We start from the raw sequence: 24,701 nt of genomic DNA, 5'->3' as shown, positions 1-24,701 counted from the left end.
GCTGGCGGGCGGGGGCGAGCAGCCCCTCGGGGCGCGGCAGGGCGCGTCCGAGGTCGCGCAGGCGCTGGCCCCGCTGCACCAGCATCCGCCCCGTCGCGCCGGTCATCCGCGCGCCCTGTCCCTGCACCCATCCCAGAAGCTCGGCGCGCACCGGCACGGCCAGTTCGGCGGCGGCGGTCGGCGTCGGCGCGCGGCGGTCCGAGACGTAGTCGATCAGCGTCGTGTCCGTCTCGTGGCCGACGGCGGAGATCAGGGGAATCGCGCTTTCCGCGGCGGCGCGGGCGACGATCTCCTCGTTGAAGCCCCAGAGGTCCTCGATCGAGCCGCCGCCGCGGGCGACGATGATGAGATCGGGGCGCGGCACCGCGCCGCCGGGGGTCAGCGCGTTGAAGCCGCGGATCGCGCGGGCGACCTGCGGCGCGCAGTCCTTGCCCTGCACCGCCACCGGCCAGACCAGCACCTTGCGCGGAAACCTCTCGCGCAGGCGGTGGAGGATGTCGCGGATCACCGCGCCCGAGGGCGAGGTGACGACGCCGATCACCTCGGGCAGGTAGGGCAGCGGCCGCTTGCGCTCGGGCGCGAAGAGACCTTCGGATTCGAGCTGCTTCTTGCGCTTCTCCAGCATCGCCATCAGCGCGCCCACGCCAGCCGGGCGCAGGTCGTCGACCGTCAGCTGGTATTTCGACTGCGACCCGAAGGTGGTCAGCTGGCCCGAGGCGACGACCTCCATGCCCTCTTCCGGCAGCTGGGTCAGAAGCGGCACCTGGCCCTTCCAGGTGACCGAGGCCAGCACGTTGCGGTCGTCCTTGATGTCGAAATAGAGGTGGCCCGAACGGGCCTTGAAGACGCGCCCGACCTCGCCGCGGACACGGACGCGGCCGAATTCGCCCTCGATCACCCGCTTCACGGCGCCCGAGAGTTCGGACACGGTGAACTCCGGCGCGTTGCCGCCGGGAACGGGATCGTCGATCAGGTCGGACATGGCGGCGGTTCCCGGTGCGTCTTGTGCTGGTTCTGCGCGAACCCTAGAACGCCCGGAAGTCAAGTTAAAGCGGGGCGCGGCACATGAACATCCTGATCCTCGGCGGCGGCGGGCGCGAACATGCGCTGGCCTGGGCGGTGATGCAGAACCCGAAATGCGACCGGCTGATCGTGGCGCCGGGCAACGCGGGGATCGCGATGATCGCCGATTGCGCCAGCCTCGACATCCTCGACGGCGGCGCGGTGGTGGACTTCGCCGAGGAGAACGCCATCGGCTTCGTCATCGTCGGCCCCGAGGCGCCGCTGGCGGCGGGCGTCGCGGACCGGCTGCGCGAGGCGGGGATCGCGGTGTTCGGCCCGTCCGAGGCGGCGGCGCGGCTGGAGGCGTCGAAGTCCTTCACCAAGGAGGTCTGCGATGCCGCCGGGGCGCCGACGGCGGGCTGGGCGCGGTTCACCGATGCCGACAGCGCGAAGGCCCATGTGCGGGCAACGGGCGCGCCGATCGTGGTGAAGGCCGACGGGCTGGCGGCGGGCAAGGGCGTGACCGTGGCGATGACGGAAGGCGAGGCGCTGGCGGCGATCGACGACATGTTCGGCGGCGCCTTCGGAGCGGCCGGGGCCGAGGTGGTGATCGAGGAGTTCATGGCGGGCGAGGAGGCGAGCTTCTTCGTGCTCTGCGACGGGGAGACGGTGCTGCCGCTGGGCACCGCGCAGGATCACAAGCGCATCGGCGAGGGCGACACGGGGCCGAACACCGGGGGGATGGGCGCCTATTCCCCCGCCCCGGTGATGACGGAGGCGGTGACGGAGGCGGCGCTGGAGCGGATCGTGCGCCCGACCATGGCCGAGATGGCGCGGCGGGGCACACCGTTCCAGGGGGTGCTGTTCGTCGGGCTGATGATCGCGGACGGCGCGCCGCGGCTGGTCGAGTACAACGTGCGCTTCGGCGATCCCGAGTGCCAGGCGCTGATGATGCGGCTTGGCGCGCAGGCGCTGGACCTGATGCTGGCGGCGGCCGAGGGGCGGCTTGCCGAGGCGCGGGTGAACTGGGCCGACGATCACGCGATGTGCGTGGTGCTGGCGGCCGAGGGGTATCCGGGCAGCTACGCGAAGGGCGAGCGGATCGGCGGACTGGAGGCGCTGGAAGGCGACAGCTTCTCGATGATGTTCCACGCCGGAACGGCCGAGCGGGACGGGCAGATCGTCTCGGCCGGGGGCCGCGTGCTGGGCGCGACGGCGCGCGGCGCCACGCTGGCCGAGGCGCGGGCGCGGGCCTATGCGCTGGCCGAGGCGGTGGACTGGCCCCGCGGGGTGTTCCGGCGCGACATCGGCTGGCGCGCGCTCGGCTGAGGCAGCGGGGGAGAGGAGGATCCTCTCCCCCGAACCCCCTCTCCGGGCTTCGCGTGCCGGCGCTTGCGCGGGTTGCGACGGTGCGCGGGCGGACCCCGCCCCGGACCTGCCTGTTGCACGAGGCGAGTCCTGCGCATGATCCGCGCCCGGGGCCGGTGGTCAGGGCATGCGACGCTCTCGCTGGCCGGGGACAGCGCGCGGTTGCCTCGGCGGGCGGCGGCCTCTCGGATCGCGGGCCGTTCGCGGTCTGGCCTGCCCCGCTTGCGGCGGGCCGGGAAAGGCGGTGCGTTTCCTCGACCGAGCGTCAGCGGGATCGCGCGGTGAGAAGAGAGTCGGCGTCAGGTCAAACTGCGGCGATCCTCACCCCTTCGGCAGCATGAGAAGGCCCAGGGTCATCCCGTGGCAGACCACCGCCGGGGGTGGCTGGCGGGGACGACGTTCTTCGGTCGGCCGTCTCGGCGCCCTGAATAACAGAGCGGTATTCCTGCGGCAGGCGGCGATTGCCCGTGACGCATGGCGCGCGGCGCAGTCCCCTGCGCCGCACCGGCAGGAGATTTCAGCCCGTCAGCCCGCGTGACGGCGGATGTAGTCGACCAGCGCCAGGGTCGAGCCGTCCTTGCCCGCGCCGTCGGCCTCGCCGGTCACGACCGGCTCCAGCGCCTTCGCCAGTTCCTTGCCGAGCTCCACGCCCCACTGGTCGTAGGAGTTGATGCCGAGAATCGCGCCCTCCACGAACACCCGGTGCTCGTAGAGCGCGATGATCTGGCCCAGCACGAAGGGCGTCAGCTTGGGATAGGCCAGCGTGGTCGAGGGGCGGTTGCCGGGGAAGACCCGGTGGCGCGCCTGCCGCTCCAGCTCGTCGCCGGTGAAGCCCTTCTTCTCCATCAGCGCCCGCGCCTCATCGAGCGTGCGTCCCCGCAGCAGCGCCTCGGACTGGGCGAGGCAGTTGGCGACCAGCAGCGTGTGCTGGTGGGCGAGTTCGCTCTCGAACCCCTCGGCGCCGACCATGAATTCGCAGGGCACCACCCGGGTGCCCTGGTGGATCAGCTGGTAGAAGGCGTGCTGGCCGTTGGTGCCGGGCTCGCCCCAGACCACGGGGCCGGTGTTCACCGGCACGTCCGTGCCGTCCATCGCCACCGACTTGCCGTTGCTCTCCATCTCGAGCTGCTGGAGGTAGGCGGGCAGGCGCAGCAGCCGCTGCTCGTAGGGCAGCACCGCGCGGGTGGCATGGCCGCAACCCTGGTTGTGCCAGATCCCGACCAGCGCCAGCATGACGGGCATGTTCTCCAGCGGTTGCGCGGACTTGAAGTGCAGGTCCATCGCCTCGCCCCCGGCGAGGAAGGCGCGGAACGCCTCGGGGCCCACAGCCAGCATCAGCGGCAGGCCGATCGGGCCCCAGAGGGAATAGCGCCCGCCGACCCAGTCCTCGAAGCCGAACACCCGCTCGGGGGCGATGCCGAAGGCGGCGGTCCTGTCGGCGGCGGTGGAGAGCGCGGCGAACTGCGCGCCCGGATCCTTCACCGCGCCCGCCATCCAGGCCTTCGCCATCTCGGCGTTGGTCATGGTCTCGATGGTGGTGAAGGTCTTCGAGGCGATGATGACCAGCGTCGTCTCGGGGTCGAGGCCCGACAGCGTGTCGGCGATGTGGGCGCCGTCCACGTTGCTGACGTAATGCACCCGCGGGCCGTCGTGGTAGGGCGCCAGCGCCAGCGTCGCCATCACCGGCCCGAGGTCCGAGCCGCCGATGCCGATGTTGACCACGTCGGTGATCCTTCCCCCCTGCCCGGTGAAGGATCCGCTCCGCACGGCCTCGGCGAAGCTGCCCATGCGGGCCAGCGTGTCCAGCACGCCCGGCATCACGTCCTTGCCGTCGACCTCGACCGGCGTGCCCGAGAGGTTCCTGAGCGCCGTGTGCAGCACCGCGCGCCCCTCGGTGTCGTTGATCGGCTTGCCCGAGAACATGGCCGCGCGCTTGTCGGCGACGCCCGCCTTTTCGAACAGGCCCACCAGCAGGTCGCGGGTCTCCGCGTCGATGTTGGTCTTGGAATAGTCGAACAGCAGGTCGCCCGCGGCGATCGAGAAGTCGGACGCGCGGGCGTCGTCGAACAGCTCGAGGATGCGCCGGTCCTTCACGGCGTCGGCTTTGGCGGTCAGGTCGCTCCACATGGTCAGGCTCCGCAGTTCGTTCGGGACAGGGGGGCTCAGGCGGCCCAGTGCACGGTGGCTTCGCCGAGGACGACGTTCACCGGCGCCTCGGCAACGGGAAGGCTCCGGGCGCGCTCCAGCGCCTCGCGCTTGGCGGCGCCGGTGATGACGATGTGGGTCGACATGGCGCCCCTCAGGACCGGCGCGGTCAGGGTGATCCGCGGCTCGGGCGCGCCGCCGCCGCGCATCGCCATCAGCGGGGGCGCATCCGAGGCCAGCGCCTCCTCCAGCCGGTCGGCACCGGGGAAGAGCGAGGCGGTGTGCATGTCCGCCCCCATCCCGAGCAGCAGGATCGAGATCGGAAGTTCCGCCGCGATCCCCTCGCCCAGCTCCCCGATCTTCTCCTCCGGCGTCTCCGCCTCGGCATAGAGCGGCACGTAGGTCGCCGCGGCCGCCCTGTCGGTCAGCAGCCGCTGGCGCAGGAGGCGCGTGTTCGACCGCTCGGAGGTCTCGGGCACCCAGCGTTCGTCGGTCAGCATGACATGGACCCTGTCCCACTGGAGGTTCGCCCCGGCCAGCGTGTCGAAGACCGGCCCCGGCGTCGTGCCCCCCGGCACGGCGAGCGAGGCCCAGGGATGGGCCACCAGGCAGTTCGACAGCTCGCTGGCAATGGTGTCGGCCAGCTGCATCATCATCATCTCGCTGTCGGCGTATTCGATCAGTTTCATCTCCGCCCTCGCTTTCCTGTCCGGGAAGATCGTGCAGACGGACGCCGTCCGCAAGTCATGCGGCGATCACGCGCCGACCGGCGGGGCCGCGATCACTCCTTGATCTCGCGCCACTTCCGCCCCTCGCGCATCATCAGCATCATCGCGTCCTCCGGGCCCGCGGTGCCCGGTTCATAGGGCTTCGGCGCCTCGCCGCGGCTCTCCCAGCCGTCGATGATCGGGTCGGTCCAGGCCCACGCGGCCTCAACCTCGTCGCCGCGCATGAACAGGGTCTGGTTGCCGCGGATCACGTCCATGATCAGCCGCTCGTAGGCGTCGTGCACGTCCTCCGCCTCCTGCGGGAGGGCGTCGGCGAAGGTCATGTCGAGCGGCACGTCGATCAGCCGCATGCCGCCCGGTCCCGGCTCCTTGATGGTGACGCCCAGCGTCATCCCCTCGTTCGGCTGGAGGCGGATCGTCAGGATGTTGCGGTGCGTCCCAGCCTCCTGCCCGAAGATCGAGTGCGGCGCGTCCTTGAACACCACCGCGATCTCGCTGGTGCGCGCCTTGAGCCGCTTGCCCGTGCGCAGGAAGAAGGGCGTCCCGGCCCACCGCCAGTTCGAGACGTGGACGCGCAGCGCGATGAAGCTCTCGGTCAGCGAGCGCGGGTTCTCGGCATCCTGGCGATAGCTCGGCGCGTCGCCCTCGGCGTCGTACTGGCCGCGCACGATGTGATAGGGCTGCACCGGCTCGAGCGCCCGGATCACCTTCAGCTTCTCGTCGCGCACCGAATCGGGATCGAAGCGGCTCGGCGGCTCCATGGCGATCAGGCAGAGAAGCTGCATCAGGTGGTTCTGCACCATGTCCCGCATGGCGCCCGACTTGTCGTAATAGGCGCCGCGCCCGCCGACCCCCACCGTCTCGGCCACCGTGATCTGGATGTGGTCGACGTATTGCGCGTTCCACAGCGGCTCGAACAGCACGTTGGCGAAGCGCACCGCCATCAGGTTCTGCACCGTCTCCTTCCCGAGATAGTGGTCGATCCGGTAGATCTGGGTTTCCTTGAAGTGCTCCGCCAGCGTCGCGTTCAGCGCCCTGGCGCTTTCCAGGTCGCGCCCGAAGGGCTTTTCCACGACGATCCGGGTCTTCGCGTCCGCGATCCCGTAGGTGTGCAGCCGCTCGGCCAGGGCGCCGAACAGGCTCGGCGCGACCGAGAAGTAGAAGGCGTTCACCACGTTGTCGCGCATCTTGTCGGAAAGCTGCTGCCAGCCCGCCTCGCCGGTCGCGTCGATGGTCACGAAATGCAGGCAGTCCAGGAACTTGTCGAGCGGGCTGTTGCGCCGCTCGTCCTCGGGAATGAACTCCTCGATCGCCTCCTTCGTGAACCGGCGATAGTCGTCGTCGCTGAGGTCCGAGCGCGAGGCGCCGATGATCCGCGAGTCCTCGGGGATCTGCCCGGCCTTGAAGCGTCGGAACAGGCCCGGCAGGATCTTGCGGCGGGCCAGGTCGCCGGTGCCGCCGAAGATGACCAGATCGAACGGGTCGACCGGAATGACGCGTGAGACCATGCTGCATCCTCTCGTCTGCTCTGCCGCGGCGCGCCGTTAGCGCTAACCGCCCTTGCGGCGCGTGATAACCCCGCCGCCTGCACCGTGTCTAGCATTGCAGGAGATGTTCACAACTGCGACCGCGGAAATCGCCCGCCTTTTCGGCAGGCCGCGCCCGCCGCGCCGCCCTGCGGGACGGCGGGTGGGGCGTCGGCGTCAGCCGCGCGTCACCCGTCGGCCGCCATCAGGCACAGAAGCTCGAACAGCACCGTGGCGCCCATCCACGCGGTGAGGCCCGCCACGTCGAAGGGCGGCGACACCTCCACCAGGTCCGCGCCGACCAAATCCAGCCCCGCCAGCGCCTGCACCATCTGCAACGCCTGGGCCGAGGTCGGGCCGCCGACCTCGGGCGTCCCCGTGCCCGGCGCGAAGGCGGGGTCGACGAAATCGATGTCGAAGGACAGGTAGGCGGGGCCGTCGCCGACGATGCCGCGCGCCTGTTCGGCCACCTCCGGGATGCCGCGGGCGAAGACCTCGTGCATCGGCACGATGCTGATCCCGTGCTCGGCCCCGAACTCCCGGTCCGCCGCGTCGTACATCGTGCCGCGCATCCCGATCATGACCGAGCGGCGCGGGTCGATCAGCCCCTCCTCCACCGCCTGGCGGAACGGGTTGCCGTGGGTCAGCGTCTCGGACCCGAAATAGGGCGGGTTCAGGTCGGTGTGGCTGTCGAGCAGCACCAGCCCCGGCTTCGGCGCGTCGCCCCGCGCCTGGGCGAGGCCCCGCAGCACCGGCAGGGTGCACAGGTGGTCGCCCGCCGCGCCGAGCGGCCGCATCCCGCGCCGCACCATGTCGGCCACGAAGTCCTGGATCGCCCCGAGCGCCGCGTCCTGGTCCACAGGGTTGCAGGCCACGTCGCCGAGATCGGCGCAGGCGAGCGTCTCGAAGGGCCGCACGCCCGTCACCCCGTTCTGCGCCCGGATCATCGTCGAGGCGTCCCGCAGCGCCCGCGGGCCGTGCCGCGCGCCGGGGCGGTTCGAGGTGCCCCCGTCCCAGGGCATGCCGTAGAGTCCGACATCCACCTCGCCTAGGCGGGGGTGGTCGGGGCCGAGGATCGGCAGGCGCATGAAGCTGGCCATCCCGGCATAGCGCGGCAGGACGGACCCCGAGACGGGGTGGAAGAACGGGTCGGTCAAGTGGGATCCTTCAGTTCGATCTCGATGAAGCTCATGGGGGCGTCGCCGCGGTTGACCACGTTGTGCTCGATCCCCCGGTCGCGGCGATAGGCGTCACCGGCCGGAATTTCCGCCGTCCGCTCGCCCTCCGGCGTCTCCAGCAGCATCGCGCAGTCGGTCAGCGCGGTGATGACGTAGTCGTGACCGTGGACATGCCAGCCCGTCTCCGCCCCCGGCGCGAAGTCGAAGCGGGTGACGATGACGCGCGCGTCCTCGAGCAGCGGCGTGGCGACGGCCTTCGGTCGGCTCATGCTTCCAGTTCCGCGTCCCAGTAGAGGAAGTCGAGCCAGGTGTCGTGCAGGTGGTTCGGCGGAAACCGGCGGCCGAGGTTCTTCAGCTCCTCCGCGCCGGGGCGGCGGGCGGGCTTCCTCAGCGTCAGGCCCGACTGCTTCAGGCTCTTGCTGCCCTTCTTCAGGTTGCAGGACGAACAGGCGGCGACGACGTTCTCCCACGAGGTGATGCCGCCGCGGGCGCGGGGCACGACGTGGTCGAAGGTCAGGTCGCCCTTGCTGCCGCAGTACTGGCAGCAGAATTCGTCCCTCAGAAAAAGATTGAAGCGCGTGAAGGCCACGCGCTTCTGGGGTTTCACGAAATCCTTCAGCACCACCACCGACGGTATTCGGATCTGGGTCGTCGGCGAGTGCACGAACTTCTCGTACTCGGCGACGATCTCGACCCGGTCGAGCCAGACCGCCTTGATCGCCTCCTGCCAGGGCCAGAGCGACAGCGGATAGTAGGAGAGCGGGCGGTAGTCGGCGTTCAGGACAAGGGCCGGGAAATGCTTCAGGCTGCTTGGCTCGCGCACGAAACTGGTTCTGAAATCACCGTCCATCGTCGTCACGTCTCCCGTCACACGCTGCCGTCGTTCCGGTCGAGGGCGGGTTCGCCGCCCCGTCAGGGAAGGACTATATATGGCGGCGGACCCGTGGCAAGCCCCACAAACTGTGGACCGCCGCCGGGTGCGGGGTAACGCCTGCGCATGACAGGGACATGACGGACCATGCGCCGCTGCCGGGATGCACCGCCCGTCCGGGCGGCAGAACGATGACGGCGGTTCGCGGCACCAAAGAACGGTCAGGCGCCGCGGTGTGCCCTCATCCGGCCTGATCCTCGAGCCCGAGCTGCTCGCGCATGAAGGCCAGCGCGACCGACAGACCGTCCGGCGCGATGCCGTGGCCGGTGCCCTTCATCACGTGGGCATAGACGTCGAACCCCGCCTCCTGCAGCGCGCTTGCCGCCTCGGGCAGGCTCTGGGGCGGCACCACCTCGTCCTGGTCGCCGTGGATCAGCAGCACCGGCGGGCGGCTCACCACCTCGTCGGCCAGGAGCTCGGGCTGGAGCAGGCGGCCCGAGAAGCCGACAACGCCCGCGATCTCGTCACCGAGGCGCGGGGCGACGTGCAGGCTCATCATCGTGCCTTGGGAGAAGCCGAGGAGGATCAGCCTCTCCGGCCCGATCCCCTCGTCCTCCAGCGTGGCGGCCAGCCAGGCGTTCAGGTCGCCGACCGCCGCCTGCATTCCCGCCTCGGCCTCCTCCTGGCTCGACCCGTCGATCCAGGGAATCGGAAACCACTGGAATCCCATCGGGTTGACCGTGCAGCGCTCCGGCGCGTTCGGGGCCAGGAAGGCGGTGCCGGGAAGGTGCGGGCCCAGCGGCTCGGCCAGGCCCAGGAGGTCCGCACCGTCGGCGCCGTAGCCGTGCAGCAGCACCACCAGCCGTTCGGCCTGCCCCTTCGGCGCCCCGGCGCGCCCGCTGTCCAGAGTTCTGCTCACAACATCCCCTCGCGTGATCTGACGTGCTGGTAATAGGCCCAAAGCCCCCGCGCCGCAACGCCGCGCCAGGGCGACCAGGGGGCGGCGAGCGCGCGCAGCTCCGCCTCCTTCGGGCGGGCGGGCAGGCCGAACAGCATCCGCGCCGCCTCCTGCATGGCGAGATCGCCCGCGGCCAGCACGTCGGCGCGGCCAAGCGCGAAGGCGGCGTAGATCTCGGCGCTCCAGCGGCCGATCCCCGGCAACTCGCAGAGCCGCGCGAGGACCGCCTCGTCCTCCATGTGCTCGAGCGCGGCGTAGTCGAAGCCGGAGACGGCGATCGCCTTCAGGTATCCCTGCTTCGGCCGGGTCAGCCCGCAGGCCCAGAGGTCGTCCCCCGTCGCCGCCGCCATCCGCGCCGCATCGTCGAGCCCCGCCGCGCTGACCCGGCCCCAGACCGCGGCGGCCGAGGCGACGCTGACCTGCTGGCCGACGATGGCGAAGGCCAGCGCGCCGAACCCGCCGTCCCGCCGCCGGAGCGGCCAGGGCCCGGTCAGCGCGCGGATCCGGGCGAAGGCCGGCTCCACGACGGCCAGCGCGGCGATCCCCTCCTCCATGTCGTCCTGCGTGTCGATGATCCGACGGGCGGTCCCGCTCACAGCAGCCGCCGCACCCAGGAGAGCGCGGCCGAGATCGTCTCGAGCTTCGGCCCCTCGGGCTGGAGCGGCCGGCGGATCATCGCCACCGGCAGCCCCAGGTGGCGCGCCGCGTCCAGCTTGGCCCGGCTCGCGTTGCCGCCGGCGTTCTTGGTCACGAGCCAGTCGATTTCCTGGCGGCGGAACAGCGCCACCTCCTCCTCGACGGTGAAGGGGGGCGTTCCGGGCAGGAAATACCCCTCGGGCAGCGGGAAATGCCCCGGCACGCTGTCGATCAGCCGCACGATCAAGGTGCGTCCGTGCATGTTGCCGTAACGCTCCAGCGTCTGCCGCCCGGTGGCGACGAACACCCGCGCGCCCTCGGGGATGTGGCGCGCCGCGTCCTCCTCGCTGTTCAGGAAGGTCCAGTGATCGCCGCGCCCGGGCATCCAGGCGGGGCGCAGGAACTGCATGTAGGGCACCTGCATCTCGTGGCAGACATCGGCGCTGCGGTGCGACATGGCGGCGGCGAAGGGGTGGGTCGCATCCAGCACCGCGCCGATCCGCTCGCGCTCAAGGTAGGCGGCGAAGGCCTCGCGCCCGCCGAAGCCGCCGATCCGGGTCGGCACGCCAAGGGCGCGCGGGGTGCGCGTGGCCCCCGCCAGCGAGGCGATGACCTTGATGCGGTTGTCGCTGGAGAAGGCCGCGGCGATCTGCCGGGCCTCCATGGTTCCCGCGAGCAGCAGCAGGCGCATCAGACCGCCCGGGCCAGTATCTGCCCTGCGCGGTCGGTCACGACCACGTCCACGGTTATCCCGGTCTCCTCCACCATCGTCTCCAGTTCCCTTTTCGCCTGTTCTGCGACCGCCCTGGCGAGGGGCGGTCCGGCGATGGTCAGAGCATGGAGCGCCGTGGTGGCGGTTGCAACCTCCGGATTGTCCGACAGCAGCGCCAGGCGGGCGAAGTCGACCCGGCTGCGCGAGGAATGGAGGTCCCGCGCCCCCTGCGCGAGCTTCGTCAGCTTGCCGATCCCGCCTCCCACCGTCAGGTGCGCGACCGGGTGGCGCACCAGGTACTTGACCATGCCGCCGACGAAATCCCCCATGTCGAGCATCGCGTGGTCCGGCAGGCCGTGGAGCTTCTGCACCGCCGCCTCGCTCTGCGCCCCGGTGCAGCCCGCGACATGGGTGAGGCCCGCGGCGCGGGCCACGTCGATGCCGCGGTGGATCGAGGCGATCCATGCGGCGCAGGAGAAGGGGCGCACCACGCCGGTCGTGCCGAGGATCGACAGCCCGCCCTCGATCCCCAGCCGCGGGTTCCACGTCTTCTGCGCGATCTCGGCGCCGCCGGGGATCGACACCGTGATCTCGATGTCCGCCGCCCGCCCCAGTTCCGCCGCCAGCGCGTCGACCTCCGCCGCCATCATCCGGCGCGGCACCGGGTTGATCGCGGGCTCTCCGGGGGGGATCGGCAGGCCCGGCTTCGTCATGGTGCCGACCCCCGCGCCGCCGCGGAAGGTCACGCCGCCCCGCGACGCCGTGACGCGGGCGACGACGAGGCAGCCGTGGGTCACGTCGGGATCGTCGCCCGCGTCCTTCACGATTCCCGCCTCGGCCCAGCCCGGCCCCGAGTCGCGATGGGCCAGCGCGAACTCCGGCACCTCGCCCCGCGGCAGGACGATCGACACCCGTTCGGGGAACGTCCCGGTCCAGAGCCGGGTCAGCGCCGCCTTCACCGCGGCGGTGGCGCAGGCGCCCGTGGTCCAGCCGCGGCGCAACTCTCGGGCGGGTTTGCGTGTCATGCCTTCTCTATAGGCCCCGCCGCGGCTGCCGCCAACGCCCCGCCCGATGCCGCTTCCGGGCTTTGCCTTCGCCGCGCGCTGCGGCATAACCGGCCCATGAGCACACCCGATCCCCTGCCCCCGATGGACTGGCCCCGGCTGCACCCCGGCTGGGTCTGGCTGTGCGGTGCGGGCCCCGGCGATCCGGGGCTGCTGACGCTGCACGCCCTGAACGCCCTGCGCCAGGCCGAGGTGGTGGTCTACGACGCCCTGGTCGAACCCGCGATCCTCGACTGGGCGCCCGGCGCGCGCCACGTCTACGCGGGCAAGCGCGGCGGCAAGCCCTCGGCGCTGCAGCGCGACATCTCGCTGCAACTGGTGGACCTCGCGCGGCAGGGCAAGCGGGTGCTGCGGCTGAAGGGGGGCGATCCCTTCGTCTTCGGGCGCGGCGGCGAAGAGGCGCAGACGCTGGTGCAGCACGGCGTGCCGATCCGCATCATTCCCGGCATCTCGGCCGGCATCGGCGGGCTGGCCTATGCCGGGATCCCCGTCACCCACCGCGACGTGAACCAGTCCGTGACCTTCGTCACCGGCCACGACCAGTCGGGCAACACGCCCGGCTCGCTGGACTGGGCCGCGATCTCCAAGGGCTCGCAGGTGATCGTGATCTACATGGGGATGAAGCACATCGCCCAGATCTCCGCCGCCCTCCTTGCCGCGGGCCGCGCTCCATCCGAGCCCGTGGCCGTCGTCACCAACGCGACCCTGCCCGCGCAGTCCGTGCTGGAGACGACGCTCGCCGCCTGCACCACCGACATCGCGGACGCGGGGCTCGAGCCGCCCGCGATCATCTGCGTGGGACGCTCGGCGCTGATGCGCCAGACCCTCGACTGGCAGGCGATGGCAAGGGGCGTGCCGCCGCGCGATCTCGACCCGCTCGGCCGCGACGACGCCGCGCAGTCCGCCTGAGCCGGGCCCGCGGTCCCATGACCATCACGCCTGTCAGGCACATGACCATCGCCGGATGCGCCCTCCGCCGGGCCGCCCCGCGTGACGCGCGCCCTTCCCCGGTATCCCGAACACCGGCGCCGGTGGCGACCGACCGCGCCGCACGCGCGCGATGAGCCGGGGCCTGATCGTCGCCGCCCCCGCCTCGGGCAGCGGCAAGACCACCCTGACCCTCGGGCTACTGCGCGCCCTCCACCGCCGCGGCCTGCCCGTGCGCGGCGCGAAGTCCGGCCCCGACTACATCGACCCCCGCTTCCACGAGGCCGCCTGCGCCCGCCCCTGCTTCAACCTCGACGCCTGGGCCATGCCCCCTGCGTTGATCCGCGGGCTGGCCGCGGGCGATGGCGACCTGATCGTCGAAGGCGCCATGGGCCTGTTCGACGGCGCCCCGCCCGAGGGGCGCGGCTCCACCGCCGACCTCGCGCGGATCCTCGGCCTGCCGGTGGTGCTGGTGGTGGACGCCGGGCGTATGGCGCAGTCGGTCGCGCCGCTGGTCGCGGGGTTCGCGCGGCACGACCCGCACGTGCACATCGCCGGGGTGATCCTGAACAACACCGGCTCGCCCCGCCACGCGGCGATGCTGCGCCGCGCCGTCGCGTCCCTCGGCCTGCCGGTGCTGGGCGCCCTGCCGCGCGACGCGGGGCTCGTCCATCCCTCGCGCCACCTCGGCCTCGTGCAGGCGGGCGAGCGGGCGGACCTCGAAAGCTTCCTCGACGCCGCCGCCGCACTCGTCGCCACCTCCGTCGACCTCGACCCCCTCGTCGGCCTGATGGCCCCCCTCGCCACGGCCGCGCCCGCGCCGACCGCGAAGCCCCCGGCGCAGCGCATCGCGCTGGCCAGCGACCGCGCCTTCGCCTTCGCCTACCCGCATCTCCTTCAGGCCTGGCGCGCGGCCGGCGCCAACGTCACGCCCTTCTCTCCGCTCGCGGACGAGCCGGTGCCGGAGGCCGACCTCGTGATCCTGCCCGGCGGCTATCCGGAGCTGCACGCCGGTCCCCTTTCCGCTGCACGCACCTTCATGCAGAGCCTGAGAAACACCGCGGAATCCACTAATATATACGGAGAATGTGGCGGCTACATGGTGCTGGGCGACAGCCTGACCGATGCCGACGGTACACGGCACCCCATGGCCGGCCTCCTGCGCCTCTCCACCAGCTTCGCCGCCCGGCGCCTGCACCTCGGCTACCGCACCCTCAGCGCCGATACCGGCCCCTTCGCGGGCACCTGGGCGGGGCACGAGTTCCACTATGCGACGACGCTCGAGGCCCGCGGCATCCCGCTCTTCGAAGCCACGGATGCGGAGGGAAACCGGCTTCCGCCGATGGGGTTGCGCGAGGGATGGGTGGCCGGGAGCTTCGCGCACCTGATCGCACCCCGGACATGATCCGGCCGCGGCGAGAGGCTGTGCGCGGCCCCTTCCCTTTGTCGTACAACAGGGATAATCCGGCGCCATGAGCACCGCCAGCGCCACCGCCCGCAAGAACGTCCTGATCCTCGTCGCCGCACAGGCGTTCCTCGGGGCGCAGATGCCGATGATCTTCACCATCGGCGGGCTGGCGGGGCAGTCGCTGGCCTCCAACATCTGCTTCGCCACGCTGCCGATCTCGATGATCGTGCTCGGCAACATGCTCTGCGCCACGCCGATGTCGGCGCTGATGCAGAAGTTCGGGCGGCGCGCGGGCTTCTTCACCGGCTGCATGGGCGGTTCGCTGGGCGCGGCGGTGGGGGCCTACGGCCTGTCGATCGCCAGCTTCCCGGTGTTCCTCGCGGGCTCGTTCCTGACCGGCATCTACATGTCGGCCCAGGGCTTCTACCGCTTCGCCGCCTCTGACACCGCCTCGGACGAGTTCCGGCCCAAGGCGATCTCCTACGTCATGGCCGGGGGCCTTCTGTCGGCGGTGATCGGTCCGCAGCTGGTGAAGGTGACGTCGGACGCCATGGTGGTGCCCTTCCTCGGCTCCTACCTTGCCGTGATCGCGATCAATGCCATCGGCTCGCTGCTCTTCCTCGGCCTCGACATCCCGAAGCCCCCGGCGCCCAGGGAGGGTGATTCCCTCGGCCGCAGCCGGTGGGAGCTTCTGACCACGCCCCGGATCGCCGTCGCCATCATCTGCGCCATGGTCTCCTACGCGCTGATGAACCTGGTGATGACCTCGACGCCGCTCGCCGTGGTCGGCTGCGGCTTCGACCGCAACAACGCCGCCGACGTTGTCTCGGGCCACGTGCTGGCCATGTTCATCCCCTCCTTCTTCACCGGCCACCTGATCGCCCGCTTCGGGGTCGAGCGGATCGTCGCCCTCGGCCTCGCCATCCTCGCGGCGGCGGGGGTCGTGGGCCTGGCGGGGGTGCACCTCGGCAACTTCTTCGTCGCGCTGATCCTGCTCGGCATCGGCTGGAACTTCGGCTTCATCGGCGCGACCTCGATGCTTGCGGGCGCCCATACGGCGGCCGAGCGGGGACGGGTGCAGGGGATGAACGACATGATCGTCTTCGGCTGCGTCACCATTGCCTCGCTCGCCTCGGGCGGGCTGATGAACTGTTCGGGCGGCACGCCCCAGGCGGGCTGGCACGCGGTGAACTACGCGATGATCCCGTTCCTGGCCCTCGCCGGCGGCGCGCTGATCTGGCTGGTGCTGCGCCCGAGGTCCGAGGCGCGCGCCTGAGCCGCGTCCATTTCTTGCTTGCTGGAAGCGATCCCGCCGAAGGCGCCGCGCCGCTAGAGCCCTGCCACCGCCGCCCGCAACAGCCCGGCCCGCCTGGCGAATTCCGAGGGCGCCAGCGTCCCCGCCGCCACCCGCTCCGGCGCGGCGATGACCCGTTGCAGGACGCCCCGCGCCTGCCAGGCCTCCAGAAGCGCCGGACGCGCCGTGGGCCGAAGCACCCTGCCGGGACGCCCCGGCCAGTCGGCCAGCGCCCGACGGCAGAGGGTGGCGACGTCGAACCCCTCCGGCAACGGCTGACGACCCGCCGCGACAAGTTCCGGCACCGCGGCGAGATAGCGGGCAAGCCCCGCGGCCCGCGCCACGGCGCGCACCGTCGCCTCCCCTTCCGTCGCCCCGAGACCGAGGGCCGCCGCCCACATCAGGCTGCCCGCCGTCGCATCCAGATAGTCCATCAGCGCCGCCCCGTCGGCGAAGTCCGGCCCCCCGATATCCGCGCGCCGCGCCTCGATCAGCGCGTCGAGCAGGCCCGCCCCCGCACCGTCCAGCACCTGCGCCAGCGGCACCACCACCTCGTGCCGCCGCACCAGCCCGCCTTCCGCGATCTCCGCCAGCGCATCGCGCCACCACTGAAGCCGCATCTCGGCGATCATCGGCTCCTGCGTGACCCAGGGCGCGCGCGCGACTTCGAGGTTGAAGGCATAGAGCGGGAACAACACCGTCCGCGCGCCGGGCGGCGCGGCCATGGCGGCGGCGAAGCGGTCGGGGTCGCCCCGCCGGACCAGTTCGGCGCAGGCGTTGACGCTCATCGCGGCGCCACCACCATGAGGGCATAGGCGATCTCGCCGGCGGCCTCGCGCCAGAGCGCGATCTCGCGCTCGTGCTCGTCCAGAACGCCCGAAAGCTCGTCATCCGCCGCCTCGCGCAGTCCCGCGATACGCAGCACCATGGGGTCGTAATAGGCCTTCCAGGCCTGACCCGTGACCATCCGGTGATCCAGCACCCGGAACCCCGCCCGCCCGACCCTGGCCGCGATGTCGTCGAGATCGCCGAGCGCGGGATAGTCGGCCCAGAAGGCACGGACGGCCGCCGAGGGCTCGCCCGTCAGGCAGGGTTCGGAAAATGCGACATGGCCGCCCGGCGCCAGCGCCCCGCGCCAGCCCCTGAGCCCCTCGGTCACGCCGAGGAAATAGAGCGCCCCGGCGCACCAGATCAGATCGTAAGGCCCTTCGATCCCGGCCATGTCGTCCTCGTTGACCGTGACGCGGTCGGCGAAGGGGGTCAGCCGCGCCCGCGCCTCGGTCACGAAATGCGGCACCGCGTCCACCGCCTCGATCCGCGCGGCGGGGCGCAGCTGCGCCAGCGTCACCGTGTCGGCGCCGGGCCCGCAGCCCGCGTCGCAGATCCGCGCCCGCGCCGGGGTGCCCGCCACCTCCAGCGCCCAGGCCACGTCCTCGGGCGTGCCCGGCCCCTCGCGCAGAAGCCCGCTGTGGAGCTGGAAGAACGGCGTCATCGCGCACCCTCCGCCACCGCCCCGTCGCGCACCAGCTTCCAGTTGATCGCGTCGAGCAGCGCCTCGAAGGAGGCGTCGACGATGTTGGCCGAGACGCCGACGGTCGACCAGCGCCGCCCCTGCGAATCCTCGCTGTCGATGATGACCCGCGTCACGGCCTCGGTGCCGCCTTGGGTGATCCGCACCTTGAAGTCCACCAGCCGCATGTCGTCGATATAGCCCTGGTAGGGCCCCAGGTCCTTGCCCAGCGCCTTGGCCAGCGCGTTGACGGGGCCGCGGTCGCTGCCGGTCTCGTCCATCGACTCGCTGACCGAGAGCTTCTTCTCGTCGCCGATCTTCACCACCACCACGGCTTCCGACAGGCTGACCGTGCGGTTGTACTTGTTCTTCCGCCGCTCGATCGTGACGCGGTACCGCTTGACCTCGAAGAAGGTCGGCAGCCGACCCAGCGCCGCGCGGGCGATCAGCTCGAAACTCGCCTGCGCGGTGTCATAGGAATACCCCGCCTCCTCCCGCGCCTTCACTTCCTCCAGGATCCGGCCCAGCGCCGGATCGCCCTTGTCGACCTCCAGCTCCATGTCGGCGAGGCGCGCGCGCAGGTTCGACTGGCCGGCCTGGTTGCTCATCGGCACGATCCGGGCGTTGCCCACGGCCTTCGGGTCGATGTGCTCGTAGGTCGTCGGATCCTTCAGGATCGCCGAGGCATGGAGCCCCGCCTTGTGCGCGAAGGCCGAGGCGCCGACGTAAGGGGCCGAGCGCAGCGGCACCCGGTTCAGGATGTCGTCAAGCAGGCGCGAGCCCCGCGTCAGCCCCTTCAGCGCGGCCTCGCTCACCCCGATCTCGTAGGCCGAGCGGTAGGGCTCCTTCAGCAGCAGCGTCGGGATCAGCGTTGTCAGCGAGGCGTTGCCGCAGCGCTCGCCCAGCCCGTTCAGCGTCCCCTGCACCTGCCGCGCCCCGGCGTCGATGGCCGCGAGCGACCCCGCCACCGCGTTGCCGGTGTCGTCGTGGGTGTGGATGCCCAGCCGGTCGCCCGGGATCCCGGAGGCGATCACCTCGGCCACGATCCGCCCGATTTCGGCGGGCAGGGTGCCGCCGTTGGTGTCGCAGAGCACGATCCACCGCGCCCCCGCGTCGAAGGCGGCCCGGAGGCACTCGAGCGCATAGCCGGGGTCCGAGAGGTAGCCGTCGAAGAAATGCTCCGCGTCGAACAGCGCCTCGCGCCCCTCGGCGACGATATGCGCGACGGAGGCGGCGATGTTCTCCACGTTCTCCTCCAGGGAGACGCCGAGGGCGGTCCTGACGTGGAACTCGTGGGTCTTGCCGACCAGGCAGACGGCCGGCGTCCCGGCGTTCAGCACCGCCGCAAGCACGTCGTCGTTCTCCGCCGACCGCCCCGACCGCTTCGTCATCCCGAAGGCGGTGAAGGTCGCCTTCAGCTGCGGCTTCTCCTCGAAGAAGGCCGAGTCGGTCGGGTTCGCCCCCGGCCACCCCCCTTCGACGTAATCCACCCCGAGCGCATCCAGCATCGCCGCGATCCGGTGCTTCTCGGCGGTCGAGAACTGCACCCCCTGGGTCTGCTGCCCGTCGCGCAGCGTGGTGTCGTAGAGATACAGCCGCTCAGCCAAGACGGCACCCCCCATCTTTGCTTTCCAAATATCCTCGGGGGGAGGCCGAAGGCCGGGGGGCAGACAGCCCCCCTCCCCGGCCCGAAGTGCGCGCCGCCCTCACCGCAGCGCCTCCAGCACGGCCGGATCGAAGCGCTCTCCCGGGGACCACGAGGCACCGCCGCCCACGTCCGTCACGTTCACCCCCGCCGCGTTCAGGAGGTCGCGCAGCCGGTCCGCCTCGGCCCAGTCCCTGCCCGCCCGCGCCGCCTGGCGGCGGGCCAGCAGGTCCTCGACCAGCGGGCCGACCCAGTCCGGCACCACCTGCTCCGCCGCCGCGATCCCGGCCATCTCGCCCAGCCGGTCCCAGTCCGCAACCAGTCCCAGCATGTCGAGCCCGTGGGCGAAGCCCGCCAGCGCCGGGGCCGTGTGCCCCTTGGACAGCACGTGCAGCCGCGCGATGGCGCCCGGCGCGTTCAGGTCGTTGGCCAGCACGCCCGCGAACTCGGCGTCCGCCTGCCACTGTCCGCCCTGGCGCAGCGTCTCGACCAGCCGGGCGGTGAAACCGTGGCGGTGCAGGATGGCGTACCAGCGTTTCAGTGTCGCGGTGGCCTCCTCGCGCTTGGCCTCGGTCCAGTCCATCGGCTTGCCGTAATGCGTCGACAGCAGCACGAAGCGGATCACCTCGCCGGGCACCCCCTGTTCCAGCAGGTCGCGCACGGTGAAGAAGTTGCCGAGGGATTTCGACATCTTCTTCCCCTCCACCATCAGCATCTCGTTGTGCATCCAGACCTGCGCCATCTCGACGCCGGGGTGGGCGCAGGCGGACTGGGCGATCTCGTTCTCGTGGTGCGGGAACATCAGGTCGTTGCCGCCGCCGTGGATGTCGAAGCTGTCGCCCAGCAGGTCCGCCGCCATGGCCGAGCACTCGATGTGCCAGCCGGGCCGCCCCCGGCCCCAGGGCGAGTCCCACCCGGGCAGCCCCTCGGGCGAGGGTTTCCACATCACGAAATCCATCGGGTTGCGCTTGTAGGGCGCGACCTCGACCCGCGCGCCCGCGATCATGTCGTCCACCGACCGCCCCGACAGCGCGCCGTACGCGGCATAGCTTTCCACCGCGAACAGCACGTGGCCCTCCGCCTCGTAGGCGTGGCCGCTCTCGATCAGCCCGGCGATCATCGCGATCATCTGCGCGATGTAGCCTGTCGCCCGCGGCATGTGCGTCGGCTCCATCACGCCGAGCGCGGCCATGTCCTCGAGATACCAGCCCGTCGTCTCCTCGGTGATATCGCCGATCGACCGCCCGCTCTCCGCCGCCCGCGCGTTGATCTTGTCGTCGACGTCTGTGATGTTCCGGACATAGGTGACGTGCCCCGCCCCGTAGACGTGGCGCAGCAGGCGGAACAGCACGTCGAAGACCACCGCGGGGCGCGCGTTGCCGAGGTGGGCGCGGTCATAGACGGTGGGCCCGCAGACATACATCCGCACGTTTCCGGGGTCGAGCGGAACGAAGACCTCTTTCCTGCGGGTCTTCGAGTTGTGGAGCCGGATCTCGGTCATGTCTGTCTCTCCTGGCACGAACGGCAAAAGGCGCACGCGGTACCGCGGCGGGCTTATCGGCTTCGGAGGTGTTTGGAAACAGAAGACCGGCCCGCGCGGCGATGTCAGCGGGTAATGCAGCAGCGGATGGGGGCGGGTCTGGTCATGGGCGCGGCGATAGCACGGGCGGCGCATCCGGGCAAGTCCGGCGGCGTCCGCCGGCCCGGGGATTCCGCTTGCCCGCGGCACGGCTCCGCCGCAGGCTCGGCCCATGAGCCGCGACACCGTCAACCGCATTTGCGCAGCACTTCCCGGGGCCGAGAACAGCGACCCCTGGGGCGGCGGTCACGATGCCTGGAAGGTGGGCGGCAAGATGTTCGCGGTCGTCGGCACCTCAGGCACCGGTGTCTCGGTCAAGTGCCCCGATGTCGGGACGGCGGAGATGCTGGTCGAGGTCGGCGCGGCCGAGCGCGCGCCCTACTTCCACCGCTCCTGGGTCCACCTGCCCTTCGCGACCACCGATGCCGGGGCTCTCGGGCACCGCATCGAAAGCTCCTATGCCACGATCCGCGCGGGCCTGCCGAAGAAGGTGCGGGCGGCGCTCGGCTGAGGGGAGTTCACGTTCGGTGATGGGCGCCATCACGCGATCTCGGGCATCCGGGGTTTGACATTTTCACGGCCGCCATGTCCCCTGCGCGCGCTTGTCTCAGGAGGTCCCATGGAACTGTCGCGCCGCATCACCGGAATCCTCGCAGAAGGCAGCGACGGCTGGGACGTGTTCTATCGCGCCCGCGCCATGGTGGCCGCCGGAGAGCCGGTGATCGAGCTGACCATCGGCGAGCACGACATCCGCACCGACGAGACGATCCTCGCCGCCATGGGCCGCGCCGCGCGGGGCGGCGCCACCGGATACGCCATCGTCCCCGGCATCCCCGCCCTGCGCCGCGCCGTGGCCGAGCGGGTGGAGGCGCGGACCGGCGTGAAGACCGGCCCCGAGAACGTGCTGATCACGCCGGGCGGCCAGTCGGCGCTGTTCGCCACCCACCTCGCCGTCGGCGATCCCGGCGATCGGGCGCTGATCGTCGATCCCTACTATGCCACCTACCCCGGCACCCTGCGCTCGCTCGGGCTGGACCCCGTGTCGGTGAAGACCGACCCCGAGAACGACTTCCAGCCCCGCCGCGCGGATATCGAGGCGGTGGCCGGGGGCGCGCGTTCCCTGCTCGTCAACACGCCGAACAACCCCACCGGCTCGATCTACACCCGTGCGACGCTGGAGGGGATCGCGGGGGCGGTGCAGGACCACGGGCTGTGGCTGATCTCGGACGAGGTCTACGACACCCAGGTCTGGGAGGGCGCGCACCTGTCGCCCCGCGCCCTGCCCGGCATGGCCGAGCGGACGCTGGTGATCGGCTCGATGTCGAAGAGCCACGCGATGACCGGCAGCCGCTGCGGCTGGATCGTCGCCGACGCGCCGGTGATCGAGCACCTGATTAACCTCGCCACCAACACCACCTACGGCGTGCCGGGTTACATCCAGGAGGCCTCGGTCTTCGCGTTCTCGGAAGGCGCCGCGCTGGAAGAAAAGGTCGCCGCCCCGTTCCGCCGCCGCCGCGACATCGCGCGGTCGGTGCTGGCCGGGCAGAACACGGTGCGCGCGGTGCCCTCGAAGGGGGCGATGTACGTCATGCTCGACATCCGCGCCACGGGGCTGTCGGGGGAGGAGTTCGCCAACCGCCTGCTCGACACCCACCGGATCGCGGTGATGCCCGGCGAAAGCTTCGGCACCTGCGCCGCGGGCCATGTCCGCGTGGCGATGACGGTGGACGACGACCGCTTCGCCGCCGCGCTGAAGACGCTGGTGGCGTTCGCGGGAACCCTCGCATGAGCCGCGGCGCCGCCTTCCGCGCGCTGCACCGGCCGGGCGACCCGTTCGTGCTGATGAACGCCTGGGACCTCGGCAGCGCGAAGATGCTCGCGGGGATGGGGGCCGAGGCGATCGGCACCTCCTCCGCCGCCCATGCCTTCACCCTGGGCCGCCCCGACGGGCGCGTCAGCCGGGACGAGGCGCTGGCCCATGCCGCCGCCCTCGCCGCGGCGGTGGCGGTCCCGGTCTCGGGCGATTTCGAGAACGGCTGGGGCGACACCGCCGACAGCGCCGCCGGAATCGTCCGTCTCGCGGCGGAGGCGGGGCTGGCCGGGATCTCGCTGGAGGACGTGCCCTCGGAGGGCGGCGTCTACGACCTCGCGCTGGCGGTGGAGAAGGTGTCCGCCGCCGCCGCGGCCGCGCGGGCGCTGCCCGAGGACTTCGTGCTCTGCGCCCGCGCCGACGGGGTGATGACCGGCGCCTACGACCTTGCCGAGGCGATCCGGCGGGTGAGGGCCTTCGCCGAGGCGGGGGCGGACTGCGTCTATGTCCCCCTGCCCGGCACGGCCGAGGACCAGGCGGCGGTCTGCGCCGCGGTCTCCGTCCCGGTGAACGCCCTGGCCGCGGGGCCGATGATGCGGCTTTCCCGCGCGGAGCTGGCGGCGCTCGGGGTGGCGCGGATCTCGCTCGGCTCCTCGCTGGCCCGCGCGACCCACCGGGTGATCGAGGAGGCGGGACGCGCGATCCTCGAGCGGGGGGAGTTCGCGGCGATGAAGGTCATGGGCGGGAAGGACGTGGACCGGTATCTGGGGTGAGGGTGGGACCGGACTTCCCCGAGCGGCAAACCCTGCGAAGGTCGAGAGTGCGGGACCGGGGCTCTGCCCCGGACCCCGGGATATTTAAGGAAGCATGGATGAGGGGGGCCGGGGAAGACTCCGGGGCCCGTTTTTCTTGACGGGGAACGGCGGGGGAGTGGCGTGAACCACGACGAACTGAATCACTGGGCGAAGCGGGCGGCGGACTGGGCGCGGGAGTATCACGCGGGGCTGAGGGAGAGGCCGGTGCGGCCGCGGGTGACTCCGGGAGCGGTGGCCGCGCAACTGCCGTCGGCGGCGCCCGAGCAGGCGGAGCCGATGGAGCGGATCTTCACGGATTTCGAGGCGATCGTGCCGGGGGCGACGACCCACTGGCAGCATCCCCGCTTCTTCGCCTATTTCCCCGCCAACGCCTCCCCGGCCTCGATGCTGGCGGAACAGCTGGCCAATGCCATGGCGGGCCAGGGGATGCTCTGGCAGACCGCGCCGGCGGCGACCGAGATCGAGGGGGTGATGATCCGCTGGCTGCTCTCGGCCCTCGGGTTGCCCGGGACGTGGACCGGCACGATCCACGACAGCGCGACGACGGCGACGCTGTCGGCGGTGCTGGCGATGCGCGAGGCGGCGCTCGACTGGCAGGGCAACGCGGCGGGGCTGTCGGGGCAGAGGCGGCTGCGGCTCTATGCCAGCGCCGAGACCCATTCCTCGGTCGACAAGGCGGTCAGGATCGCCGGGATCGGGCAGGAGAACCTGGTGAAGGTGGCGACCGGCGCGGGTCACGGGATGGACCCGCAGGCACTGGACGCGGCGATCCGGTCCGACATCGGCGCCGGGTTCCTGCCGGTCGGCGTGGTGCTCTGCGTCGGCGGCACGGGGATCGGCGCCTGCGATCCGGTCGGGGCCTGCGTGGATGTGGCGAAGGCGCACGGGCTGCCGGTGCACGTGGATGCCGCCTGGGCGGGTTCGGCGATGATCTGCCCGGAGTTCCGGTCGCTGTGGTCGGGCATCGAGGGCGCGGACAGCGTGGTGTTCAACCCCCACAAATGGCTCGGCGCGCAGTTCGATTGCGCGGTGCAGGTCCTGGCCGACCCGGCGGACCAGCTGCGCACCCTGACGATGAAGCCGGACTACCTGAAGACGCTCGGGCAGGCGCAGGTCACGGATTACAACGACTGGACCGTGCCTCTCGGCCGACGGTTCCGGGCGCTGAAACTGTGGTTCACGCTGCGCGCCTACGGGCTGGAGGGGTTGCGAGAGCGGATCCGCAACCATGTCGCCTGGGCGCGGGAGCTTTCGGAGGCCGTGGCGGCGCTTCCGGGGTTCGAGATCGTGACCGGTCCGGCGCTGTCGCTCTTCACCTTCCGCTACCGCTCGGACGCGGAGACCGAGGCGCTGCTTCGCCGGATCAACGATGACGGGCGGGTGTACCTGACGCAGACCCGGCACGCGGGGCGCTTCGTGATCCGCGTCTCGGTGGGGCAGTTCGACTGCACCCGCGAGGACGTGATGACGGTGGAGGAGGTGCTGCGGGACCTGGTCGGGGGGGAGGCCTGATCCCGCAGCGCGG

Annotated in this window: 23 protein-coding genes; 8 read left to right on the top strand and 15 right to left on the bottom strand. The window is 71.5% G+C overall.

The window, feature by feature from the left end:
• Positions 1-982: exodeoxyribonuclease VII large subunit (xseA, locus tag A7B20_RS06785; protein WP_102107806.1), on the bottom strand; the 982-nt coding region annotated here is incomplete at its 3' end.
• Positions 983-1,065: 83 nt separating this feature from the next.
• Between xseA and purD the strand changes: the two genes are divergently transcribed.
• Positions 1,066-2,331: a phosphoribosylamine--glycine ligase gene (gene purD / locus A7B20_RS06780; protein WP_102107805.1), complete on the top strand. Its 1,266-nt coding sequence runs from the start codon at positions 1,066-1,068 to the stop codon at positions 2,329-2,331.
• A 564-nt stretch (positions 2,332-2,895) separates the two neighbouring features.
• Here the strand turns inward: purD and pgi are convergent.
• The 10 genes from pgi to A7B20_RS06730 form a co-directional block, all read right to left on the bottom strand.
• Entirely contained in the window at positions 2,896-4,503 is a 1,608-nt protein-coding gene (gene pgi, locus A7B20_RS06775) for a glucose-6-phosphate isomerase (protein ID WP_281260092.1), read from the bottom strand.
• Between the two features lie 29 nt (positions 4,504-4,532).
• Complete coding sequence (gene pgl, locus A7B20_RS06770) at positions 4,533-5,204, bottom strand: 6-phosphogluconolactonase (RefSeq protein WP_102107803.1); 672 nt, start codon at positions 5,202-5,204, stop codon at positions 4,533-4,535.
• 92 nt (positions 5,205-5,296) lie between these two features.
• The gene (gene zwf / locus A7B20_RS06765; RefSeq protein WP_102107802.1) at positions 5,297-6,751 is read right to left on the bottom strand and encodes a glucose-6-phosphate dehydrogenase; all 1,455 of its coding nucleotides are present in this window, start codon (positions 6,749-6,751) and stop codon (positions 5,297-5,299) included.
• Between the two features lie 206 nt (positions 6,752-6,957).
• A complete protein-coding gene (locus A7B20_RS06760; RefSeq protein WP_102107801.1) occupies positions 6,958-7,926 on the bottom strand; it encodes an agmatinase in 969 nt (322 codons plus the stop codon).
• Entirely contained in the window at positions 7,923-8,216 is a 294-nt protein-coding gene (locus tag A7B20_RS06755) for a cupin domain-containing protein (protein ID WP_102107800.1), read from the bottom strand. The genes A7B20_RS06760 and A7B20_RS06755 overlap by 4 nt, the downstream gene beginning before the upstream one ends.
• Positions 8,213-8,797 (bottom strand): HNH endonuclease, encoded by a 585-nt coding sequence (locus A7B20_RS06750; protein ID WP_102107799.1) that lies wholly within the window; start codon positions 8,795-8,797, stop codon positions 8,213-8,215. The genes A7B20_RS06755 and A7B20_RS06750 overlap by 4 nt, the downstream gene beginning before the upstream one ends.
• 262 nt (positions 8,798-9,059) lie before the next feature.
• On the bottom strand, positions 9,060-9,737 hold the full coding sequence (locus A7B20_RS06745) for an alpha/beta hydrolase (RefSeq protein ID WP_102107798.1): 678 nt from the start codon (positions 9,735-9,737) through the stop codon (positions 9,060-9,062).
• On the bottom strand, positions 9,734-10,330 hold the full coding sequence (locus A7B20_RS06740; protein ID WP_102107797.1) for a DNA-3-methyladenine glycosylase family protein: 597 nt from the start codon (positions 10,328-10,330) through the stop codon (positions 9,734-9,736). Before A7B20_RS06740 ends, A7B20_RS06745 begins: the two co-directional genes overlap by 4 nt.
• A 38-nt stretch (positions 10,331-10,368) precedes the next feature.
• Positions 10,369-11,103, bottom strand: a complete 735-nt coding sequence (locus A7B20_RS06735) for a cobalt-precorrin-6A reductase (protein WP_102107796.1) — start codon at positions 11,101-11,103, stop codon at positions 10,369-10,371.
• Positions 11,103-12,149 (bottom strand): cobalt-precorrin-5B (C(1))-methyltransferase, encoded by a 1,047-nt coding sequence (locus A7B20_RS06730; protein ID WP_102107795.1) that lies wholly within the window; start codon positions 12,147-12,149, stop codon positions 11,103-11,105. Before A7B20_RS06730 ends, A7B20_RS06735 begins: the two co-directional genes overlap by 1 nt.
• A gap of 96 nt (positions 12,150-12,245) precedes the next feature.
• On the opposite strand from A7B20_RS06730, the gene cobA reads away from it, so the two are divergent.
• The 3 genes from cobA (at position 12,246) to A7B20_RS06715 (ending at position 15,799) form a co-directional block, all read left to right on the top strand.
• On the top strand, positions 12,246-13,097 hold the full coding sequence (cobA, locus tag A7B20_RS06725) for a uroporphyrinogen-III C-methyltransferase (protein WP_102107794.1): 852 nt from the start codon (positions 12,246-12,248) through the stop codon (positions 13,095-13,097).
• A gap of 151 nt (positions 13,098-13,248) precedes the next feature.
• On the top strand, positions 13,249-14,520 hold the full coding sequence (locus tag A7B20_RS06720) for a cobyrinic acid a,c-diamide synthase CobB (RefSeq protein ID WP_102107793.1): 1,272 nt from the start codon (positions 13,249-13,251) through the stop codon (positions 14,518-14,520).
• Between the two features lie 67 nt (positions 14,521-14,587).
• Complete coding sequence (locus A7B20_RS06715) at positions 14,588-15,799, top strand: MFS transporter (protein WP_102107792.1); 1,212 nt, start codon at positions 14,588-14,590, stop codon at positions 15,797-15,799.
• Between the two features lie 53 nt (positions 15,800-15,852).
• On the opposite strand, the gene A7B20_RS06710 is transcribed toward A7B20_RS06715, so the two are convergent.
• The 4 genes from A7B20_RS06710 to cysS form a co-directional block, all read right to left on the bottom strand.
• Positions 15,853-16,605: a squalene/phytoene synthase family protein gene (locus A7B20_RS06710; RefSeq protein ID WP_102107791.1), complete on the bottom strand. Its 753-nt coding sequence runs from the start codon at positions 16,603-16,605 to the stop codon at positions 15,853-15,855.
• Complete coding sequence (locus A7B20_RS06705; protein ID WP_102107790.1) at positions 16,602-17,309, bottom strand: class I SAM-dependent methyltransferase; 708 nt, start codon at positions 17,307-17,309, stop codon at positions 16,602-16,604. Before A7B20_RS06705 ends, A7B20_RS06710 begins: the two co-directional genes overlap by 4 nt.
• Positions 17,306-18,934, bottom strand: a complete 1,629-nt coding sequence (cimA, locus tag A7B20_RS06700; protein ID WP_425437127.1) for a citramalate synthase — start codon at positions 18,932-18,934, stop codon at positions 17,306-17,308. The genes A7B20_RS06705 and cimA overlap by 4 nt, the downstream gene beginning before the upstream one ends.
• Positions 18,935-19,033: 99 nt before the next feature.
• Complete coding sequence (cysS, locus tag A7B20_RS06695) at positions 19,034-20,473, bottom strand: cysteine--tRNA ligase (RefSeq protein ID WP_102107788.1); 1,440 nt, start codon at positions 20,471-20,473, stop codon at positions 19,034-19,036.
• A gap of 250 nt (positions 20,474-20,723) precedes the next feature.
• Here cysS and A7B20_RS06690 point away from each other — a divergent pair, with 250 nt between their 5' ends.
• From A7B20_RS06690 to A7B20_RS06675, 4 genes are all read left to right on the top strand, one after another.
• A complete protein-coding gene (locus A7B20_RS06690; RefSeq protein ID WP_102107787.1) occupies positions 20,724-21,062 on the top strand; it encodes an MmcQ/YjbR family DNA-binding protein in 339 nt (112 codons plus the stop codon).
• A gap of 108 nt (positions 21,063-21,170) precedes the next feature.
• Complete coding sequence (locus tag A7B20_RS06685) at positions 21,171-22,340, top strand: pyridoxal phosphate-dependent aminotransferase (RefSeq protein ID WP_102107786.1); 1,170 nt, start codon at positions 21,171-21,173, stop codon at positions 22,338-22,340.
• Positions 22,337-23,134, top strand: a complete 798-nt coding sequence (locus A7B20_RS06680) for an isocitrate lyase/PEP mutase family protein (protein ID WP_102107785.1) — start codon at positions 22,337-22,339, stop codon at positions 23,132-23,134. Before A7B20_RS06685 ends, A7B20_RS06680 begins: the two co-directional genes overlap by 4 nt.
• 162 nt (positions 23,135-23,296) lie before the next feature.
• Positions 23,297-24,688: a pyridoxal phosphate-dependent decarboxylase family protein gene (locus A7B20_RS06675; RefSeq protein WP_102107784.1), complete on the top strand. Its 1,392-nt coding sequence runs from the start codon at positions 23,297-23,299 to the stop codon at positions 24,686-24,688.
• Positions 24,689-24,701: the final 13 nt, after the last annotated feature.

Origin of the sequence: Oceaniglobus roseus (assembly GCF_002869745.1) — a bacterium.
Lineage (GTDB): Bacteria > Pseudomonadota > Alphaproteobacteria > Rhodobacterales > Rhodobacteraceae > Oceaniglobus > Oceaniglobus roseus.
Note: the sequence above shows the minus strand (reverse complement) of the source record. Positions and strands in the feature narration are given on the sequence as shown.

What these genes read in the sequence shown, in the direction of transcription:
- purD (WP_102107805.1), top strand. Translation starts at nt 1,066, where the DNA reads ATGAACATCCTGATCCTCGGCGGCGGCGGGCGCGAACATGCGCTGGCC.
- pgl (WP_102107803.1), bottom strand. Translation starts at nt 5,204, where the DNA reads ATGAAACTGATCGAATACGCCGACAGCGAGATGATGATGATGCAGCTG.
- zwf (WP_102107802.1), bottom strand. Translation starts at nt 6,751, where the DNA reads ATGGTCTCACGCGTCATTCCGGTCGACCCGTTCGATCTGGTCATCTTC.
- A7B20_RS06755 (WP_102107800.1), bottom strand. Translation starts at nt 8,216, where the DNA reads ATGAGCCGACCGAAGGCCGTCGCCACGCCGCTGCTCGAGGACGCGCGC.
- A7B20_RS06750 (WP_102107799.1), bottom strand. Translation starts at nt 8,797, where the DNA reads ATGGACGGTGATTTCAGAACCAGTTTCGTGCGCGAGCCAAGCAGCCTG.
- A7B20_RS06740 (WP_102107797.1), bottom strand. Translation starts at nt 10,330, where the DNA reads ATGGAGGAGGGGATCGCCGCGCTGGCCGTCGTGGAGCCGGCCTTCGCC.
- A7B20_RS06735 (WP_102107796.1), bottom strand. Translation starts at nt 11,103, where the DNA reads ATGCGCCTGCTGCTGCTCGCGGGAACCATGGAGGCCCGGCAGATCGCC.
- A7B20_RS06730 (WP_102107795.1), bottom strand. Translation starts at nt 12,149, where the DNA reads ATGACACGCAAACCCGCCCGAGAGTTGCGCCGCGGCTGGACCACGGGC.
- cobA (WP_102107794.1), top strand. Translation starts at nt 12,246, where the DNA reads ATGAGCACACCCGATCCCCTGCCCCCGATGGACTGGCCCCGGCTGCAC.
- A7B20_RS06720 (WP_102107793.1), top strand. Translation starts at nt 13,249, where the DNA reads ATGAGCCGGGGCCTGATCGTCGCCGCCCCCGCCTCGGGCAGCGGCAAG.
- A7B20_RS06715 (WP_102107792.1), top strand. Translation starts at nt 14,588, where the DNA reads ATGAGCACCGCCAGCGCCACCGCCCGCAAGAACGTCCTGATCCTCGTC.
- A7B20_RS06710 (WP_102107791.1), bottom strand. Translation starts at nt 16,605, where the DNA reads ATGAGCGTCAACGCCTGCGCCGAACTGGTCCGGCGGGGCGACCCCGAC.
- A7B20_RS06705 (WP_102107790.1), bottom strand. Translation starts at nt 17,309, where the DNA reads ATGACGCCGTTCTTCCAGCTCCACAGCGGGCTTCTGCGCGAGGGGCCG.
- cysS (WP_102107788.1), bottom strand. Translation starts at nt 20,473, where the DNA reads ATGACCGAGATCCGGCTCCACAACTCGAAGACCCGCAGGAAAGAGGTC.
- A7B20_RS06690 (WP_102107787.1), top strand. Translation starts at nt 20,724, where the DNA reads ATGAGCCGCGACACCGTCAACCGCATTTGCGCAGCACTTCCCGGGGCC.
- A7B20_RS06685 (WP_102107786.1), top strand. Translation starts at nt 21,171, where the DNA reads ATGGAACTGTCGCGCCGCATCACCGGAATCCTCGCAGAAGGCAGCGAC.
- A7B20_RS06680 (WP_102107785.1), top strand. Translation starts at nt 22,337, where the DNA reads ATGAGCCGCGGCGCCGCCTTCCGCGCGCTGCACCGGCCGGGCGACCCG.